The 18708-nt window shown below is 60.3% G+C and carries 13 protein-coding genes; 1 reads left to right on the top strand and 12 read right to left on the bottom strand.

The features are described from left to right. The first annotated feature begins 29 nt into the window (after positions 1 to 29). Complete coding sequence (locus ACR2TX_RS20605) at positions 30 to 2033, top strand: hypothetical protein (RefSeq protein ID WP_434130628.1); 2004 nt, start codon at positions 30 to 32, stop codon at positions 2031 to 2033. 869 nt (positions 2034 to 2902) lie between these two features. Here ACR2TX_RS20605 and ACR2TX_RS20610 read toward each other — a convergent pair. From ACR2TX_RS20610 to ACR2TX_RS20665, 12 genes are all read right to left on the bottom strand, one after another. Further along, entirely contained in the window at positions 2903 to 3874 is a 972-nt protein-coding gene (locus tag ACR2TX_RS20610; RefSeq protein ID WP_077731115.1) for a beta-propeller fold lactonase family protein, read from the bottom strand. A gap of 136 nt (positions 3875 to 4010) precedes the next feature. After that, entirely contained in the window at positions 4011 to 4247 is a 237-nt protein-coding gene (locus ACR2TX_RS20615) for a cation transporter (protein ID WP_205780810.1), read from the bottom strand. A 139-nt stretch (positions 4248 to 4386) separates the two neighbouring features. Further along, entirely contained in the window at positions 4387 to 7527 is a 3141-nt protein-coding gene (locus tag ACR2TX_RS20620) for an efflux RND transporter permease subunit (protein WP_434130629.1), read from the bottom strand. A 179-nt stretch (positions 7528 to 7706) separates the two neighbouring features. Next, positions 7707 to 8081: a DUF559 domain-containing protein gene (locus ACR2TX_RS20625; RefSeq protein WP_156879996.1), complete on the bottom strand. Its 375-nt coding sequence runs from the start codon at positions 8079 to 8081 to the stop codon at positions 7707 to 7709. A 33-nt stretch (positions 8082 to 8114) separates the two neighbouring features. Next, positions 8115 to 9320: an efflux RND transporter periplasmic adaptor subunit gene (locus ACR2TX_RS20630; RefSeq protein WP_434113126.1), complete on the bottom strand. Its 1206-nt coding sequence runs from the start codon at positions 9318 to 9320 to the stop codon at positions 8115 to 8117. Positions 9321 to 9390: 70 nt separating this feature from the next. Further along, positions 9391 to 10629: a TolC family protein gene (locus tag ACR2TX_RS20635; protein ID WP_156879997.1), complete on the bottom strand. Its 1239-nt coding sequence runs from the start codon at positions 10627 to 10629 to the stop codon at positions 9391 to 9393. 79 nt (positions 10630 to 10708) lie between these two features. Beyond that, positions 10709 to 11284, bottom strand: a complete 576-nt coding sequence (locus ACR2TX_RS20640) for a carboxymuconolactone decarboxylase family protein (protein ID WP_156879998.1) — start codon at positions 11282 to 11284, stop codon at positions 10709 to 10711. A 126-nt stretch (positions 11285 to 11410) separates the two neighbouring features. Further along, the gene (locus ACR2TX_RS20645) at positions 11411 to 11770 is read right to left on the bottom strand and encodes a hypothetical protein (protein ID WP_077731122.1); all 360 of its coding nucleotides are present in this window, start codon (positions 11768 to 11770) and stop codon (positions 11411 to 11413) included. A gap of 63 nt (positions 11771 to 11833) precedes the next feature. Beyond that, positions 11834 to 14980, bottom strand: a complete 3147-nt coding sequence (locus ACR2TX_RS20650) for an efflux RND transporter permease subunit (protein ID WP_434130630.1) — start codon at positions 14978 to 14980, stop codon at positions 11834 to 11836. Next, positions 14980 to 16419: an efflux RND transporter periplasmic adaptor subunit gene (locus ACR2TX_RS20655; protein WP_434130631.1), complete on the bottom strand. Its 1440-nt coding sequence runs from the start codon at positions 16417 to 16419 to the stop codon at positions 14980 to 14982. The genes ACR2TX_RS20650 and ACR2TX_RS20655 overlap by 1 nt, the downstream gene beginning before the upstream one ends. Further along, positions 16416 to 17726: a TolC family protein gene (locus tag ACR2TX_RS20660; RefSeq protein WP_434130632.1), complete on the bottom strand. Its 1311-nt coding sequence runs from the start codon at positions 17724 to 17726 to the stop codon at positions 16416 to 16418. The genes ACR2TX_RS20655 and ACR2TX_RS20660 overlap by 4 nt, the downstream gene beginning before the upstream one ends. A gap of 121 nt (positions 17727 to 17847) precedes the next feature. Then, positions 17848 to 18291, bottom strand: a complete 444-nt coding sequence (locus ACR2TX_RS20665; protein WP_143735202.1) for a hypothetical protein — start codon at positions 18289 to 18291, stop codon at positions 17848 to 17850. Between the last annotated feature and the right edge of the window lie 417 nt (positions 18292 to 18708).

The raw sequence follows: 18708 nt of genomic DNA on the forward strand, positions 1-18708 counted from the left end.
TCAGGCAGACCCAGCCAAGGATGGTTTCTATGCGATTACGACCAGAAGTTTGGCTCGTTATGCTGCTTTCGGTGCTCTTCATCAGCGATGGCTTGGTCTATGTCTTCTTTTTCGCGGATCTGGCCATTCCCGGTACACCGGAGACGAGCCAAACGCTAACCCCGAAAGCCAGGGGGACTCCGCAGGAAATCGGCTCCTACGACGTATTGGGCCGAACCGTCGGCAAAGCCGAGGCGGCCAGACTCCTGCAGACGGCCGACGGAAAACGCAACCTCGCGCCGGCGAATGGAGCCGTGGAGATCACCCGTGAGTTGTTGGAGCTCGGGCGTCGGGCATTCTACGAGGAGACTTACGGCAACGAAGTCTTCTTGACGGATGTCGTCGGCGTCATCGACGGGCCCATTGACCTATGGAAACTGGCGAAAGCCACGATGGCGCTGGGCGGAGAGCCGACCACCAACCTCCAGGTTCAGCTGGACCGCGACGTAACGATCGGAGGGCGGACCTTCAGGCGGGGCACGTGGGTCAATACCGGCCTGGATGTGCCGGCGGGCGGACTCATTCCGCTCGGCATGCGGGTTTTTCTGCAGCAGGGACAGATCCGGGTCGGCATGACCTGCGCCGCGTGTCACGCGACGGTCGATCCATCCACCGGCGCCATCATCGAAGGCGCGCCGAATGCGGATGTGAATCCCGGCTTGTTACTGGCTTTCGCCACCAATTCGGCCGCCTTCTTTCGCCAGACCGACGTCAACCCGATGCGCCTGCCCCCCGGCGATCATATTTATCTCAAGACCGACGACCGAAACGCCCGTCTGCCCGACCCGCGGGCGGTCGAGGACGCCGTGGACGCTGCCCTGCTGGCATGGCCGCCCGGCAACTTCGATTCCACCGGCGATCTTCAAAACAATCCGACTCAGATTCCGACATCCTACACCTTCGGCGCCTGGCCCTACGGTTGGAGCGGTTTCGCCTCGACCGGCTGGTTCCATGGGCTGACCACGCTGAACGCCAATGTCCACGGCACCAATTCGGACATGACCACCGGCGCGGATTCTAGCGAGTCCTTGCTGGGCATCGACAAGGAAACCTATCTGGGCGTCATCCTGCAGCGCTCCGCGAACGAGGGCTTCCGGCTGTCCGAAGGCGAACAGCCCTCGCTGTTCTTCAAGCGCATCGATCCGACGCCCGGAACGCCCGGAATGAATCAGGCCGTTACCATGCCGGGCTATCCGAAAGGCTCGATTTTCATTTTGGATGGGCTGATGCCCAACACGCCGGGAATGCCCGTTGCGGCGCAACTCAACGGCATGTCGGCCTGGCAGAACACCTTGTCGCCGCCGCCCAGTCCATCCGACGATAAGGAGGCGATACGGCGCGGCGCACGACTATTTTCGAAGGCTGGCTGTATCAACTGCCATAGCGCTCCAAACTTCACCAACAATCGCGTCCTTCCTCAGCCGACCCTCGGCACGCACCCGTCGCGCGCCAAGGCGCTGGCCGCATTCTGGTGGAGCTTCGTACCGCCAAAGACCTATCCCGCCGACGTGCCGGTGCCCCTGCCGGCGAATCCCGAGATGCTGCCCGTGCCGACCGATATCACTCCGGAGGAAGATCAGCGATTGGCCTATGCCCAGGGCAATCCCGCCGGCGGTTATAAAGTGCCCAAGCTCGTCGGCATTCGGGTCAGCGCGCCTTATCTGCACGACGGCGGCGTCGCCGCGGGACCCGAGGCATTTCGCCGCGAGGGCGACCGCATGGTCGTCGCCAAGACCGACCAACTCGGCATGAGCTTTCTCTTTCGCGGTATGGCCCCAGACCCTCGCAATAGTTTGCGGGCGTTGCTCGACCGGGATTTGCGCGCCTCTGTCGTCGCGGCCAACCGAGCCGATCCGCGCCTCCAAAAAGCCAATGTGGACGGCAGCGGCCATGAGGTTTGGGTGGATAAAGAAGGCGGCTATACCCTGCGAGACCAGGACGACCTGATGGCGTTTCTGCTCTCGCTGGACGACGAGCCGATCGTGCTGCCCTGACGCGCGTTGGAGCGCTTTTTCACCGCCGTAGCACACCACGCTTTTTGTAGGCCGCGCTTCGCGTGCAAATCGGCTCCAGGCCGATTGGTCCGGCACATTATCCCGGTTCTATTTGGCCTCGCGTCCAATTTCTTACACTTAGAGCGGCTGTCGGATTGGTTTACGGCTTGTGGGAGCGGGCTTTAGCCCGCGATCGAGCGATTATCGCGGGCTAAAGCCCGCTCCCACACTAAGTACATTCAGGGAAGTCTTGCGGCATAGGCAACCTGCACGACAACCATGCCAATCTAGCCAATCTGTCGAGATTCCGCAAATATTTGCGGAATGTACTTAGAGCATTTTCATATCTACTGTACGGGCACTCGCGCGTAGGTCGGGAATCCTTTCCCGACGCCATGCTCCGGCCGAGCGTCTTCGTCGGCAAGGGATTGCCGACCTACGACCGTGCATCCCCCCGTAGGTCGGGAATCCTTTCCCGACGCCACGTCCCGGCCGAGCGTCTTCGTCGGAAGGGTCGCGACTAAAGCGACCGTTTGCGATTGGGAAAGGATTGCCGACCTACGAATGCTTGAATCCATTCACCCGAGCCGAAGGCGCCAACGACGTCCGCCAAGCTGGTTTTGCCGTACGAGCGCGATGAAAACGCTCTAAGGCCATTTGCAATCAATCCCTACATACGAATGGAAACTGCTCTAAACCCAAAGCGGTCCGGAAGCCGCATCGAGTGGTCTACCCGAACGTACTTGCGCCACGATGGGCAAGCAGCCCGGATGAAACATGGCTGAACCCGGCGGATCGAGGCCACCAATCCCGAATTCGGCAATGGCCTACTAGCCCGAACCAGCTATCGGAACTCTTTCAGCTCCTGCTCAAGGGCGCTTGAAAGCGATGCCTTCCGGTGCCGTGCCGACTTTGATGGTCTTGGTGATACGATCCTTCGTGGCGTCGATCACGGAGATCGTGTTATTTCCCGTATTGGTCAAGAGCAGCAGTTTTCCATCGGCCGCAAAGCCGATGCCATGGGTGCCGGCATTCGGCGCAATCGCGACGGTCTTGACGATCGCATTGTTGGCCAGGTCGATCTTCTGCACGGTGCCGGCGCCGTCGTTGGCCACGTAAGCATGTTTCTGATCGGGCGTTACCGTCACCTGCACCGGCCCCGCATCCGTGGGGATACGGGTAATGACCTGGAGACTGTTGCCGTCGATAACGGCAACATGGTTGGCGGCATGACAGGCGATATAAACGCGCTGAGTGTCCTTGGCGAAACCGGCCCCCAAAGGACCGAGCCCGACCGGTATGGTGCCCATTACGTTCCGGTTGGTCCTGTCGATAACCGACACGTCGCCGCTGCCGAAATTGCTGACAAACACCCGGTCGCCCGCTATGAGCGCGAAGTGCGGCATGCGGCCGACCTTGATGGTGGCCAGCGGAGCATAGGTTCCGGGATCGATCACCGCGACGGCGTCATCGAACTCGGTGGTGACGTAAGCTTCCTTGCCGTCGGAACTGATGAAGGTGTGGCGAGGGCCGTTACCGACCCGGAATGTCCGGCTCACTTGATCCGTAGCCGTGTCGATGATGGAAACCGTACCGTCGTTATTATTGGTAACCCAGGCCGTTTTTTGATCCGGGCTCAAAAAAACATTGTGGTCATGGACACCGACCTTGACCGTCCGAATCGTTTTGCCGGTGTTCAAATCAACGACCCCAACTTCACCCCCGAACCAGGCGGTAGCGTAAACTTTGCCGCCGGCCGCCTTGGATTCGGCCGCGCTCAACACGTTAACGACGCCTAGGACATAGCACAGCACGATGCCGAGAACTTGGGAATGCTTCATATCGATCTCCTCTCCTAGTTCATATGTGGGAATCGGCAGCCGTCATTTCGGGCCGCTCATGCCTTCATGCGGGGTTTGACCGCAGCTCACTCAAAAGATAATGAAACGGGAGATATTCATTCTTAGGGGCTAGGTTTCATGATCTGATCCGCCAAGCCGGAATTTTTATCCGTTGTTTCTCAATCGGAGGAAGAGAGGAAACGGCGGAAGATAAAAGCGTCGATTCGTAATACTTCACAATGCCGTCGTAGAGACTGAAGCCATAGACCAACGCATCGCCCAGCATATCGAGGGCGTCGGCGAGGAGAGCGACCGAGCCGGCGATCAGGCCGGAAACAAGTTCGACGATGAACATCATCGCGTTCAGAGCCAAGACGATCCGGAGGGTCTTGGCTTGGCGCCCGCGGAGTAGCTCAAGCGCACCGGCTTTTTCAGTGCAGCATGCGTCCATCGTTTAAGCGATGCCTAATCCTAACCTAGGAGACTTCGACGGCTTACCGGGCCGGAAAGCTTCATGGCCCTTGGTCCGGCACTTGGTATTTGACATCCTTGTGCCAGCGCCAAATCAAGTAAACGGCCGGGATGACGAACAGTGTGAGCAGCATGGCGGAACCGACGCCGCCGATCATGGGGGCTGCCAGACGCTTCATCACATCCGCACCGGTACCGCTGGCCAGCATGACGGGAATGAGCCCTATGATGTTGGCGCCCCCGGCCATGGCCATGGGGCGGATGCGTTCCACCGCCCCGGAAAATACCGTCTCCGTGAGATCCTCGAGGGACTTCAGTCGACCCGCTGCCTGGCGCCGTTTGACCGCCTCGTCGAGATAAGCCAGCATCACCGCGCTGGTCTCGGCGGCAACGCCCGCCAGGGCGATCAGCCCCACCCAGACCGCGATGCTCATGTTGTAGCCGAGCAAGGCCAGGTACCAGATTCCGCCAACCAAGGACAAAGGGACGCCCAGCATGACCATGAGGGTCTTTGTGACGGAGCGGAAGGTGAAGTAATACAGCACGAAGATGATGGCGATAGTCAAGGGAATGAAAAGCTTGAGCCGTTCCTTGACGCGCGCCATGAATTCGTACTGCCCCGACCAGGTGAGGGTATAGCCGGGCGGCAGCTCGATGTTCTCCGCCACGCGCCGTTTGAGCTCCTCAACATAACCGCCCACGTCCCGTTCGGCCATATCCACGTAGACGTAGCCCGACAGCATGCCGTCCTCGTCCCGGATCATGGCCGGACCGCTGACCATGCGCAGGGAGGCCAGCTGCGCCAGCGGCACTTGGGCGCCGCTGGGCGTATCGACCAGCACCCGCCTCAGCTTGTCCGGGTCGTCCCGAAGCTCCCGGAGATAACGTACGTTAATGGGATAGCGCTCCCGGCCTTCGATGGTGATGTCGATGTTCTCCCCGCCGATGGCCGATTCGATGTATCGGTTCACGTCCATCACGGAAAGACCGTAGCGGGCGATCTCCTCGCGATTGATGGCGAAATCCAGGAAATAACCGCCGGAAACCCGTTCGGCATAGACGCTTCGGGTACCCGGCACCTCTTTCGCGATCATTTCGATCGATTTGCCGATCGCCTCGATTCGGTTCAGGTCGGGGCCGAAGATCTTGATCCCCACCGGCGTGCGCACGCCGGTGGTCAGCATGTCGACGCGCGCCTTGATCGGCATGGTCCAGGCATTGGTGACGCCCGGAAACTGCAGGGTCCGATCCATCTCATCGACCAGACTGTCATAGGTGACGCCCGGTCGCCACTCTTCTTTGGGCTTGAGTTCGACGATCACTTCCATCATGGAAAATGGCGCCGGATCGGTGGAGGTTTCGGCGCGCCCGGCCTTGCCGAACACGTGCGCCACCTCGGGGACGGCCATGAGCTTCCGGTCCATTTGCTGCAGGAGCTTGCCCGCCTCGGTCACCGAAATGCCGGGCAAGGTGGTGGGCATGTACAGGATGGTGCCCTCGTAGAGGGGGGGCATGAACTCCGAGCCCATCCGCTGATAGACCGGAATGATGCTGACGACGAGCAAAACGGACAAGACCATGAGGGACACGCGGTAGCGCAGCGCGAGCCTGAGCAGCGGCGCATAGGCTCGCTGCAAAAGACGGCTCACCGGATGGCGCGCCTCGGGCCGGATGCGCCCCCGGATCAGGAGCGACAGCAGGGCCGGAATCAAGGTCACCGCCAGCACCGCGCTCATGGCGATGGACAGGTTCTTGGTCCAGGCCAATGGTTTGAACAGCCGGCCTTCCTGGGCCTCCAGGGTGAACACCGGCATGAACGCCACGGCAATGACCAGGAGCGATGCGAAAATCGCGGGACCCACTTCCTTGGCGGAATCGATGAGCACCCGCTCGCGGCTGCCCCGTCGACCGCCCCGGTCCCATTCCTCCAGGCGCTTATGGGCGTTGTCGACCATCACGATGGCGGCGTCCACCATATCGCCGATGGCGACGATGATGCCGCCGATGGACATGATGTTCAGGCCGAGCCCCATGAAATAAATGGGGATGAAGGCGATAAGCACAGCGAGCGGCAGGGTGATGATGGGGATCAGGGCCGAGCGGAAGTGCAGCAGGAAGCCTGCGATCAGGACGCTGACGACGATCAGTTCCTCGATCAGATTCTCGGTGGCCGTGGCGATGGACTGCCGGATCAGGTCGCTGCGGTCGTAAACCGTCACGATCTTGACGCCCGGGGGCAGCGAAGGCTCGATTTGTTTGAGTTTCGCCTTGATGCGGTCGATGACCTTGGGGGCGTCTTCGCCGTAGCGCATGATCACGACGCCGCCCACCACTTCGCCCCGACCGTCGAGTTCCACCAGACCCCGCCGCATGTCCGGCCCGAGCGTCACCGTCGCGACATCCCGCAGCAAGATCGGTGTTCCGCCGGGATTCACCCCCACCGCGATACTCTCGATATCCGCAACGGATTTAATATAGCCGCGGCCGCGCACCATGTATTCGGCGCCGGAAAGTTCCACCACCCGACCGCCCACGTCCAAATTGCTCATCCGCACCTTGTCCACAATGTCCGATACCGATAGCCGGTAACCCAGCAGTTTGGTCGGATCCAGGTTGATCTGGTATTGGCGCACGAATCCGCCCACGCTCGCCACCTCCGCCACCCCGTCCACGCTGGCCAGCCAATACCGCAGGTACCAATCCTGAAAGGAACGTAGCGAGGCGAGGTCTTGCTGTCCGGTCTCGTCGACGAGGGCGTACTGAAATACCCAGCCCACCGCCGTGGCGTCCGGCCCAAGCTGGGGCGTCACGCCCTCGGGCAACCGTCCGGCCAACTGGCTCATGTATTCCAGGACGCGCGAACGGGCCCAATAAATGTCGGTGCCGTCCTTGAACAGCACGTAAACGTAGGAATAGCCGAAGTCCGAAAAGCCGCGCACTACGGTGACATTGGGCGCCGAGATCAAGGCGGTTACGATGGGATAGGTAATCTGGTCTTCCACCAGGTCCGGCGAACGTCCCGGCCATTTGGCATAGACGATGACTTGGGTATCGGACAGGTCCGGCAGGGCATCGATCGGGGTGTTCTTTAAACTCCAAAAACCCGCCGAGGCCAGGCCGAACACCAGCAGGAACACGATGAAGCGGTTTTTGGCGCAGAACTCGATGATGTTTTCGACCATGGAAATCCCCCCTAGCCCCCTTTTTCAAAGGGGGGTGAGTTCGGTTCTCTTTACCAACAATCATCCCGCGATCAACAGGAGATAAGCTTTTGTTCCCTGATGGGTCAACCGGGGCGAGTTGCTTTTCCCCCCTCGATCAATAGGGGCGAACTTTTGTTCCCCCCTTTGAAAAAGGGGGGCTAGGGGGGATTTCCACGAATCCGCTCCATAACTTCCCGATGGATCGCCTCCAGCACGGCATCCAATTCCAGCAATACCTGAAGATCGTTAAAGCGCAACACCTTGAGTCCGAGTCCGTTGAGATAGGCATCTCGGTGCGCATCCTTGTTTCGATAGTCAACGCCCAGATGCTGGGCACCATCCACTTCGATGACCAACCCGGCTTTGGACGAGTAAAAGTCGACGATGAAGTTTCCAATGGGTTTTTGCCGGTAGAACTGCGCATTCCCAATCTGCTTTCCGCGCAGATGTCTCCACAGTTTTTGCTCGGCATCGGTCATGCCCTTACGCAAGCGGCGAGAGTACTGTTTCAGCCCGGAGTTGTATGTGAGCATATTTCGATTTCCCTTGGACTTATGGTATGTGCCTCAATGTTTCATGCCGGCCATGCCGCCTACGGCGGCCTTCAGCTGGCTTTCCGAATCGATCAGAAAGTTCGCCGAGGTAACGACGTGGTCGCCCGGCTCGATGCCTTCGGTGATCTCGACCCATTCCGCGCCTCGCACCCCCGTTGTCACGTTGCGCCATTCGAGCTTGCCGCCGCCATGGTGGATGAAGATGATTTTCCGCTCCCCGGTTTCGAGCACCGCATCTTTCGGCACCGCGAGCCGCAGCCCCAGCGGGACGTTCAGCTCGACGTTGGCGTACATGTCCGGCTTGAGCCGTTCCTCGGGATTAGCCAGCGTGAAGCGGACTTTGGCGGTGCGCGTCTGCGGATCAAGGGTGGGATAGATGAAGTCGACGCGCGCTTCGAAATGGGTTTTGGGATCGTACGAGAGCGTCACATCGGCAGTCTGCCCGACCTTGATCAAAGGCAGTTCGTATTCGTAAATGTCGCCCAGAATCCAGATCGAGGTCAGGTCGGCGATGGTATACAGAGGCTCGCCCGGTTTGACGTACATCCCGGCCACGGCCTTGCGCTCGATGACGGTGCCCGAAATCGGCGCGTGGATGGGCAGGGTCTTGAGCACTGCGCCGGTGCGCTCGAGATCCTCGATGTGGTCTTCGGTGATGTCCCACAGAGCCAAGCGCCGGCGCGTCACCTCCAGCAAGGACCGGGCGCCCTGCGCCACTTCCGGGAATTCGCTCGTTCCGAGGTCTCGGACGCTTTGCAGAGCGAGCAGGTATTCCTGCTGGGTGGCGACCAGATCAGGGCTGTACAAAGTGAACAATATTTGGCCCTGCTTGACGCGATCCCCGGTGGCGCTCACGTACAGCCGGTCGATCCAGCCTTCGATCTTGATGTTGACGTTGGCGAGCTTGCGCTCGTCGATCTCGACCCGGCCCACGGTCCGGATCGTCCGGGTCAGGGGCCGCTGTTCCGCAATCTCGAACCGGACTCCGATCTCCTGTAGCCGTTCCGGGCTGATGGTCATGGTGTTGGTGCCACCCGGGACCGCGACGGGCGGTGCAGCTTCTTCTCCGCCCGGAGCCGCCCCGTGGCCGGCGTGGGCCGCTGGCGGCGGGGTAGCGGGTGCGGGCCCCTCGTTTCCGCACCCCACAAGCAGCAATGAAGTAATCAGTCCTACCGCCCACAGCGTTCTAGATCGCGGCGGGTGCCATCCGTTTATCATGGCGCACATCCTTGTGCTCCACCCTCCGGGCGCACTGCCGTGCGTGCAAAACGCCAATCCTGTCGTTTTGTCATGGTCTTTCTCCGATAATCTCCTCGAGCCGGGCCAGCGCTTTTTCGTGTTCGGTCATCTCGCCGTGCAGTTCGATCTCGTTTTCCTGCAAGGTCAAGAGGCTGTTTAGCAGGGTCAAAAAATCCACCTTGCCGACGGCATAGCTCGCCTGAGCCGAGGCCAGGGTCAGGCGAGCTTGCGGAATGAGGACCTCCGCCAGCAGTTTGACCAATTCTTCCGCCCTCTGTGCGCGAGCGAGGTTGTCCTGCACCCGGGCCGAAAGCGCTTGTTTTACCGCCCACCAGTCCTGCAGGGCGGCCTCCCGTCTCGCCACCGCCTCCTTCACGCCGTAACGTTGTTTGGTGGCGTAATACAGCGGTACCCGGACACCCAGCATCACTTGATAGCCGTCTCGCCGCATCGTTTCGTTGCGAAGACCCAGCGCGCTCAGCTCGAAATCGGGGAAATACTCGCGTTTCGCCAAAGCGATGGCATTTTCGCTCCGTTCGATGTCTTTCATTTGCGCCCGCAGCAGCGGTGCCGCCTGCTCGATCAGAGCCTGGATTTCTACCGGGTTGTGTTCAAGGGGCGTGACCCGGATCTCCTGAGGCACGCCCAAAGGGCGGGTGGGCGGATACCGGAGAATTTGATTGATCTCTGCCCGTAGTGATATGCCCTGCTGTTCCAGAATAGCCAGACGCTGCAGCACCCGCGAGATTTCGGTCTGGGCGCGGAACACGTCCTGCTGCGTCCCTTGTCCCACCATGTAGCGGGCTTTCGCGGTTTTCTCGAAGTTTTGCAGCAAACCGAGGTTCTTCCGCACGACTTCGAGGGATTTGTGCACCAGATGCAGGTTGTAGAAGGCTTCCTTGAGTTGCGCCACCACATTCAGTTGCACCGCCAGGTATTCCTGTTCGATCCGATCGGCTTCGCTCGCGGCCACCTCGCCCCTGAGGCCGAGCTTGCCCGGAAAGGGAATTTCCTGGCTGACCCCGTACATCGCTTCCCGCTCGACGACCTCCCGATAGCCCAGATTGATCTTGGGGTCGGGCAAGGTCCGGACTTGCGGGATCACCGCTCGGGCGGCCTCGAAACGCTGCCGCGCGGACTGGATGTCCGGATTGTTCTCCAGGGTTTCTTGAACGAGGCGTTCCAAGTCCAGGCGAGGTTCTGCCTGTTCTCCGGCGGCCGCTAGGCTCCAAAGTGCGACCGCCAAGAGGATGCCAAAACGGCATCGGCTTCTATTGGGTTTCAGCATGAACCTCTCCTGGGATGCGATTGAATGATCGTCAGAGCCGTGACACCGGATTTTGAAGAAACGCTCAAACGGACTGAACTCATGGCGTGTCCTCTTCGGCCTTCGGTTTCGGAATCACGGGGCAGAATCCCTGCGGTTCTACACCTAAGGCCGCATTGAACTTGCTCGACAAGTTTTGAAAGGCGATCAGAGCAGTCAATTCGACGATCGCATCGTCATCGAAATGGCGGCGCAGTTGCTCGAAGTGCTTCGACGCGGGGTGGCGGCCCGAGTCGGTCACGGCCTCCGCGTAAGCCAGCGCGGCCTTTTCCCGCTCGCTGAACAAAGGACTCGTGTCGAAATCGGCAATCGGCGCCAGCTTTTCCGGATCGAGTCCACGCCGGAGGACGAGAAAAAAGTTGAGATCGACGCAAAAATGACAGCCGTTGATCAGGGAGACACGGACCGTGATGAGCGAGCGTAGTGTCGATTCGATCGACGAGGTGCGGCGGTCGAGCGCACCATAGAGCAGCGCCAGGGCGGCAAAGACTTTGGGCATTCGTGCCCACAGGCGCGCGGATTCGAGCACGCCGCCATAGCGGCGCTTCTGGTTCCAAAAGAAAAGCCGCACATACCATGGAAACCGATAATCAGATGGAGTGGCGATGATCGGCATGATGTTTTCCCATTAAATCACCGGGGCGGGATGATTATTCCCATCCGGGGGCTGGATGTGAACGGTTAACCTCGATCAGGTTAAGGGACATGGGTAGAGACTTCCATGTCCCCGAACCGATGGGCGTTACCTGGCTCCGCCCGCCATCCGTCGATGGTCTTCCGCCATGTCTCGATTGGCCTCGGCAGCTCGCTCGTAAATATCAATCAGCCGCTTGCAATGAGCTTCGAAACTGCCTCCTTTATACTCCCGAGGGTAGTCATGAGGATCTTTCAGGAACTGCGCGAGGATTTGCCTATGCTCCTCGGCCTTCTGTTCCATCTCCCTGGCGACCGCCTCGTAATGATCGGCCAAGGCTTGATGATCGGCGGAAGTCTTGGCGCTTTGAAGCGCCACGGACATGTCCATCGGGTGAGGGCTCCTTTCGGCGCAGGAAACCAATAGTCCGAACAAGGCTAAAACAGCAATTACGATTTTGGTTCTCATGGTTTTTTTCCTTTCAAAGGTTTTCGATTACCAAACTGCGAAGTATTTCGAACAAAATTGGCGCTATTTCCGGCCGCACCTCCTTGCCTCAACGGGTGTTTTTTCGACGGATAAACCTTTGACTTGCGCGTAAATCGCCGGAATCACGATCAGGGTCAATAAAGTGGACGACACCATTCCGCCCACCATGGGCGCGGCGATGCGGCGCATGATTTCGGAGCCCGTGCCCGAGCCCCACATGATGGGTAAGAGTCCCCCCATGATGGCGACGACCGTCATCACCTTCGGCCTGACCCGTTCTACCGCCCCTTCCATGATCGCGGCGTGAAGGTCGGAGGAACTGAATCGTTCGCCGGCCGCCGCTCGTCGTTCCTTCAGCTTGTTCAGCGCCTGATCCAGATAAATCAGCATGACCACCCCGGTTTCCGCCGCGACGCCGGCCAAGGCGATGAAGCCGATCGCGACCGCCACGCTGAGGTTATAGCCCAACCAGTGCATCAGCCAGATGCCGCCCACCAGCGAAAACGGCAGCGACAGGAGGACGATGACCGTCTCCGTTACGCGCTTGAAGTTGAGATACAGCAGCACCACGATGATCAAAAGCGTCATCGGCACCACGATGCGGAGCTTGGCCTTGGCCCGTTCCATGTACTCGAACTGGCCGCTCCAGGTGAGGTAATAGCCGGGCGGGAATTTCACCCGCTCGCGCACGGCCCGTCGGGCGGCGTCCACATAACCGCCGATATCGCGTCCACGGAGATCCACGTAGACGTAGGCGGACAGCAAGGCGTTTTCGGTACGGATGGACGCGGGCCCTTTGGTCAAGCCGATGCGCGCCACTTGCCCCAAGGGAATCATGGCGCCGGACGGCGTCGGGACCAGCACCTGGGTGGAGATGGCCTCGGGCGAGTCGCGGAATTCCCTGGGATAACGCACGACCACGCCGTAGCGCTCCCGTCCTTCCACCGTGGTCGTGACCGTCTCGCCCCCCAGCGCGGACGCGACCACGTCCTGTAAGGCGCCGATGCTCAATCCGTAGCGCGGCAGAGCCAGGCGATTCGGCTCGATGATCAGGTAATAGCCGCCGGTGATCCGTTCCGCATAGGCGCTGGTCGTGCCGGGGACGGTTCTGACGACCGATTCGATTTCGGTCGCGAGCCGTTCGATTTCTGTCAGATCATTACCGAACACTTTGATGCCGATGGGCGTTCGGATGCCGGTGGACAGCATGTCGATGCGGTTCTTGATGGGCATGGTCCAGGCGATGGTGACGCCGGGCATCTGGGTGGCATGGTCCATTTCGGCGATCAGCTTTTCGGTGGTCATGCCCGGCCGCCACCGGTCCTCCGGCTTGAGATTGACGACGGTTTCGAACATCTCGAGCGGAGCCGGGTCGGTGGCGGTGGCGGCGCGGCCGGCCTTCCCGAACACCGACTCGACTTCGGGAAAGGTCTTGAGGATACGGTTGTGAATCTGCATGATCTCCGCCGCCTTCGTCACCGAAAGCCCCGGAAGACTCATGGGCATGAACAGCAGCGTGCCTTCGTTCAAGGTGGGCATGAATTCGCTGCCGAGCTTGGACAGCGGGTAAGCCGTCACCGCTAGAACCAGCAGGGCAAAAGCGATGGTCAACTTCTTCCCGCGCAGCACGAAGGCGATGACGGGGCGGTACAGCCAGATCAGCGCCCGGCTGACGGGGTTCTTGTGCTCCGGCACGATCCGCCCCCGGATGAACAGGAGCATCAGCACCGGCACCATAGTCACCGACAACAGCGCCGACCCCGCCATGGCGAAGGTCTTGGTGTAGGCCAGCGGCTTGAACAAGCGGCCCTCCTGGTCTTCCAGCGCGAACACCGGCAGGAAGGAGACGGTGATGATCAAGAGGCTGAAGAACAGGGCGGGGCCGACCTCACGGGCCGCCCTGGTCATGATGGCGAGCCGGTTTTCATGAGGCTCCGCCCGTTCCAGATGCTTGTGGGCGTTTTCGATCATCACGATGGCGGCGTCCACCATGGCGCCGATGGCGATGGCGATGCCGCCGAGGCTCATGATATTGGAGTTGATGCCTAGAAGATGCATGACGATGAAGGCGATCAGCACCCCGATCGGCAGCATGATGATGGCCACCAGGGCGCTTCGAATATGGAGCAGGAAGACGATGCAGACTGCGGCCACGACGAGGGTTTCTTCGACGAGCTTTTCGCGCAGATTGGCTATGGCCCTCAAAATCAAACCCGAGCGGTCGTAAACCGCTTCGACCGAGACGCCCTCGGGCAGGCCGCTGCTGATTTCGGCCAGTTTCTCCTTGACATTCCGGATCACGTCCAGCGCATTCTGGCCGTAGCGGGCCATGGCGATGCCGGAAACCGCCTCGCCTTCGCCGTTCAGTTCGGTGAGCCCGCGCCGCTCGTCCGGCCCCAGTTCCACCCGAGCCACGTCCCTGAGCAGCACCGGCGTACCGTTTTCGGCCTTGAGCACCAGTTTCTCCAGATCGCCGATGCCTCGTAGATACCCTTTGCCGCGTACCATGTATTCGGTTTCGCTCATTTCGACGACCCGCCCGCCGACATCACGGTTGCTCGCCCGGATCGTCTCGCTGACCGTGCTCAATGGAATTCCGTAAGCCTGGAGCCGGCGCGGATCGACGACGACCTGGTACTGCCGGACGAAGCCGCCGACGCTGGCGACTTCCGCCACGCCGTGCGCCTTGGCGAGCTGATAGCGGATGAACCAGTCCTGGAGACTGCGGAGTTCCGCCAAAGTGTGCCGGGCGCCTTGCACGACATATTGGTAAACCCAGCCGACGCCGGTGGCGTCGGGTCCCAGTGTGGGCGTCAGGCCCATCGGCAGCCGCTTGGCGGCAAAGTTCAGATATTCCAGAACCCGCGAGCGCGCCCAATAAATGTCGGTACCGTCTTCGAAAATGATGTAGACGAACGATGCGCCGAAGAACGAGAAACCGCGCACGACCTTGGAGCGGGGCACGCTCAGCATGGCGGTGGTCAAGGGATAAGTGACCTGATCCTCCACCACTTGCGGGGCCTGGCCGGGATATTCGGTGTAAACGATGACTTGTGCGTCGGAGAGATCGGGCAGCGCGTCGAGCGGGGTCTTCACCACGGAATAAATGCCGGCGAAGACGGCGAACACCGTCGCCAGCAGCACCAGAAAGACGTTGCGCGCCGACCATTCGATGATTCGTGCCAGCATCACATTCCCCCATGATCGGCGTGATTACCCGGCGCCGGCGGCTCCGGAGCGCCGAAGCTGTCCAAGGCCGATTTCAGGTTACTTTCGGCGTCGATCAGGAAATTGGCGCTGATCACCACGTTTTCGCCGGCCTTCAGGCCTTCCAAGACTTCCACCCACTCATCGCCTCGCGTACCCAGCCGGACCAGGCGAGGCTCGAAACGGCCCTCGCCGCGATCCACCAGAACCCGAGGGCGCCTGCCCCCTTCCAGCACCGAGGACTCTGGAATGGCCAAGGCTGGCCGGACGGTGCCGGCCAACTCGACATGGGCGTACATCATGGGCTTCAGGAGCCCTTTAGGATTGGGCAGCTCGATCCGAACACGGGCCGTCCGGGTTTCGGAATTCAGGGTCGGATAGACGAAAGTCACCTTGCCGTCGAAGGTTCGGCCCGGATAGGCGTCGAGTCCGACCCGGACGGCCTGCCCGCTCGATATCAGACCGAGCTCCTGCTCGAAGACCTCGGCGATGATCCAGACCGAGGACAAATCGGCGATTTTGAACAAGGTGTCGCCTGCCATCGCTCGCATGCCGGCAATGGCCATTTTTTCCATGACAACGCCGGATACCGGCGAGCGGATGACCAGATTGCGCCGGACGATCTCCTCTCGTTCCAACTGCCGGATTTCGGCCTCCGAGACGCCCCAGTAACGCAGCCGCTCCAGGCTGCTTTGCACCAGACTTTCCATCTCGGCTTGAGTGTGCGGCGCGGCGTTTTTCAGCGCGGATCGGCTGTTTTTGGCGATCAGGTAGTCGTTCTGCGCGGATACCAGATCGGGGCTGTACAGTTCGAACAGCGGCTGCCCTTTCTTAACCGATTGGCCGGTGGCGTTGACGTGGAGCTTTTCGATGTAAGCGTCGAACTTGAGCGCCATCGTGTGGAGCCGCCGTTCGTCCGCCTCGATGAGACCGACCGCGCGGACGGTGCGGACCAGATCCCGCTGCTCCACCGCTGCCGTCCGGACGCCGAGCTTCTGGACCTTGTCGGGACTGATTTTGACGATATTGGCTTCGCCGGGTGTTTCTTCGTCGGCGTAGACGGGAATGTAATCCATCCCCATGGAATCTTTTTTCGGCACGGGCGAAGTATCGGGAAGTCCCATCGGGTTCCGGTAATGAAGGATTCTGCGTTTCTTGGGCGTTTCGGCGCTCGGATGCGGTTCCGCTTGCCCGGTTTCCGGTGCCTGATCCTCGTAGACCGGAACGTAATCCATACCCATTTCGTCCTTCGCCGGGACCGGCGAGGTAACCGAGGGATTCATGGGGTGGCGGTAATACAGGACTTTTTTCTCGGCGGGAGTCGACGGCTCCGAGCCCTCGCGGAACCCGGCCAGCCAATAGCCCGAAGCCAGGCCGACGATCAGCGCCGCCAATATCAAAAACACGGCCGATCGGTTCATAAGGCCTCCTTGCCGGCCGCGGCGGAAAGCCTGGCCAAAGCCTGCTGCGCCTGGGCGTAAGCTTGCCAGGCCTGGATTTCGGCGTTGCGGAGATTGGCCGTGGCGCGGAGCAGATCGGCCATGGCGGCCTTGCCGACCTCGAAGTTCGCTCTCAAGGATGCGACGGTCTGCTCGGCCAAGGGGACGATTTCGTGGCGCAGCAAGGCGTGGTGGTCCTTGGCGCGCCGGTAATCGGACAGCGTCGCAGCGATGTCCGCCTGAACCTTTCTGAATGCGTCCTGCAGCGCATATTTTTCGCGCAGCCATTCGCTTTGCTGCTGATCCACCGCCTTCGCCTGCTTACGTCCGGCATAGACGGGAAGATTGAGGCTGACTCCGAAGCGAACGAAATCGCTGCGGTTCTCGCCGTTGGGGGCGCGATCGCGAAAAGCATAGCCGGCGCTGAAGGTGAGGTCTGGATAATAGTCTTTCTTCGCCAGCTCCACTCGGCTTTGAGCGGCGTCGACGTTGCGCCGTTTTTGATTCAGCAGCGGCCGCCCCTGTTCCGCGGCTTCGTCCAGCTGCTCCTCGGCGAGCATCTCCGGAAGCTCGTCAGGCTGGTCGTAGGCCAAACCGAAGAAGGTCGTCGGCGGGCGGTCGAGCAAGGCATTGAGGCGGGCCACTTCGCGGTGGTGCATGGCGGTGTGAATCAGCCGCTCCTCGCCCAATTTGGACAGTTCCAGTTGCGCCTGGAGCACATCCTGTTGGAGGGCTTCGCCGACCCGGTAACGCGCCTGAACGGCTCGGATCACGTCACGCAGAGTGGTTTCGGTTTCGGTGAGAATTTGCAGCGTCCGCTCCAGGTAAAACAGTTGCCACCAGCGGAGTTTCACGTCCCGCACCAATCGCAGACGGGCTTCTTCGACCGTTTGCGTGGCAGCCTCTGCCTCGAATCCGGCCGCCTGTTCCTTGAGCGCCAGCTTGCCCGGAAACGGAACGGTCTGGCTGAGGCCCACATCCACCATGGTCATGAAGTCCTCCCGGACATCGAAGCTGTCGGCGGGAAGGTTCAGCATTTCGACGCTCAAGGTGGGGTCCGGCAGACTGCCGGCCTGCGACGGAACCGTCGCCATCGCTTCGGCGCGGGCGTTGATTTCGGCGAGGCTCGGATTATTGGCGAGCGCCTGAGAAATAGCCGCATCGAGGCTTAGCGAGGCCGTTTTTTCCTGCCCCCCAGGGGACGATGAAAAATAACCTAGGCCAATCAGTATCAGAATGAAGGCAAAAGGCCGGCGATGCAGCCGATGCATTTTGCGTAAGCGGAGCACAGTAGTTCTCCCTTGACGAAGTTCAGGTCCCTGAATCCCAAGATTCAGGCCATACCGAAAACCCCGGCCCCGTGCGATGTCACGGCTCCGGAGTTTTCCACAGCGTCGCTAGGAAAGTCCGCTAATTCAGTAGCGTGCAGAATTGATAGATGAGAGGGACGCGCCGCCTTCGTTGAAGACGCGGCGGGGGTGAGATCGGACGAGCGGTCTCTCTAGGCGGGATCAGCAGGACCAGCCAACAGACCACCCAGGCGAAGAAAATCTCCAGCTTCTGATCGAAGAGGCCGTGGTTGCTGTGTTCAAAAGTCTTGGCGTCGAGACACAACCCTAGGTTGCAGTCGTCGGGAAGAGATGGCTCATGATGGGACGGGTGACTGGAGTTCCCCTGCTCGCACTCTGACAGGAAAGCGTCGTGCAACTGCTTGAAAACCGTCTCGCAGACAATAGCCGCCGGCAACGCCAGCCACGCGATCAGAAAGAACGGAATCAGAGCGCGGGTTGGAGCGGAGTGTTTACGAAGATACGTCAATACGTTGCCGTCCACATTGGGAGTCTTGCCGAACACTACATCAGGCCGAAAGCAAGAAAAGCCAGGGAAAGATACCACAAGACTAGATCGCCGGGAGAGATGTTCAATACGGTCTTTTACCGATAATGCGACCAGCCACCGCTCCAATTACGACACCGGACTCCGGATTTAGGTGGTTAAAAAAGAAATAAGGGCGAGCGGTATAGAATTGATTAAGCTCAGGCGTGCTCGGGAGTCGGCGAGGCATTCTCTCGATTGACTGTTGTTTTGGCCATTGTCGCCGCAATAAGGGTGCGTTTGTCTCCCGCCTCATTTTCCGCTTTCGGCACGGGTCGAAGCTTTGGTTCAGATGCCGGGTACGAGGCATCGGGCGACACGTTCAGCCCGGTGTTCCCGAAAGACGCAGCGGAATCCTTTCATCAGGAAAAGCGGAAAGACAACACCCTCGGCGTC

Source organism: Methylocaldum sp. GT1BB (assembly GCF_051027545.1).
Lineage (GTDB): Bacteria > Pseudomonadota > Gammaproteobacteria > Methylococcales > Methylococcaceae > Methylocaldum.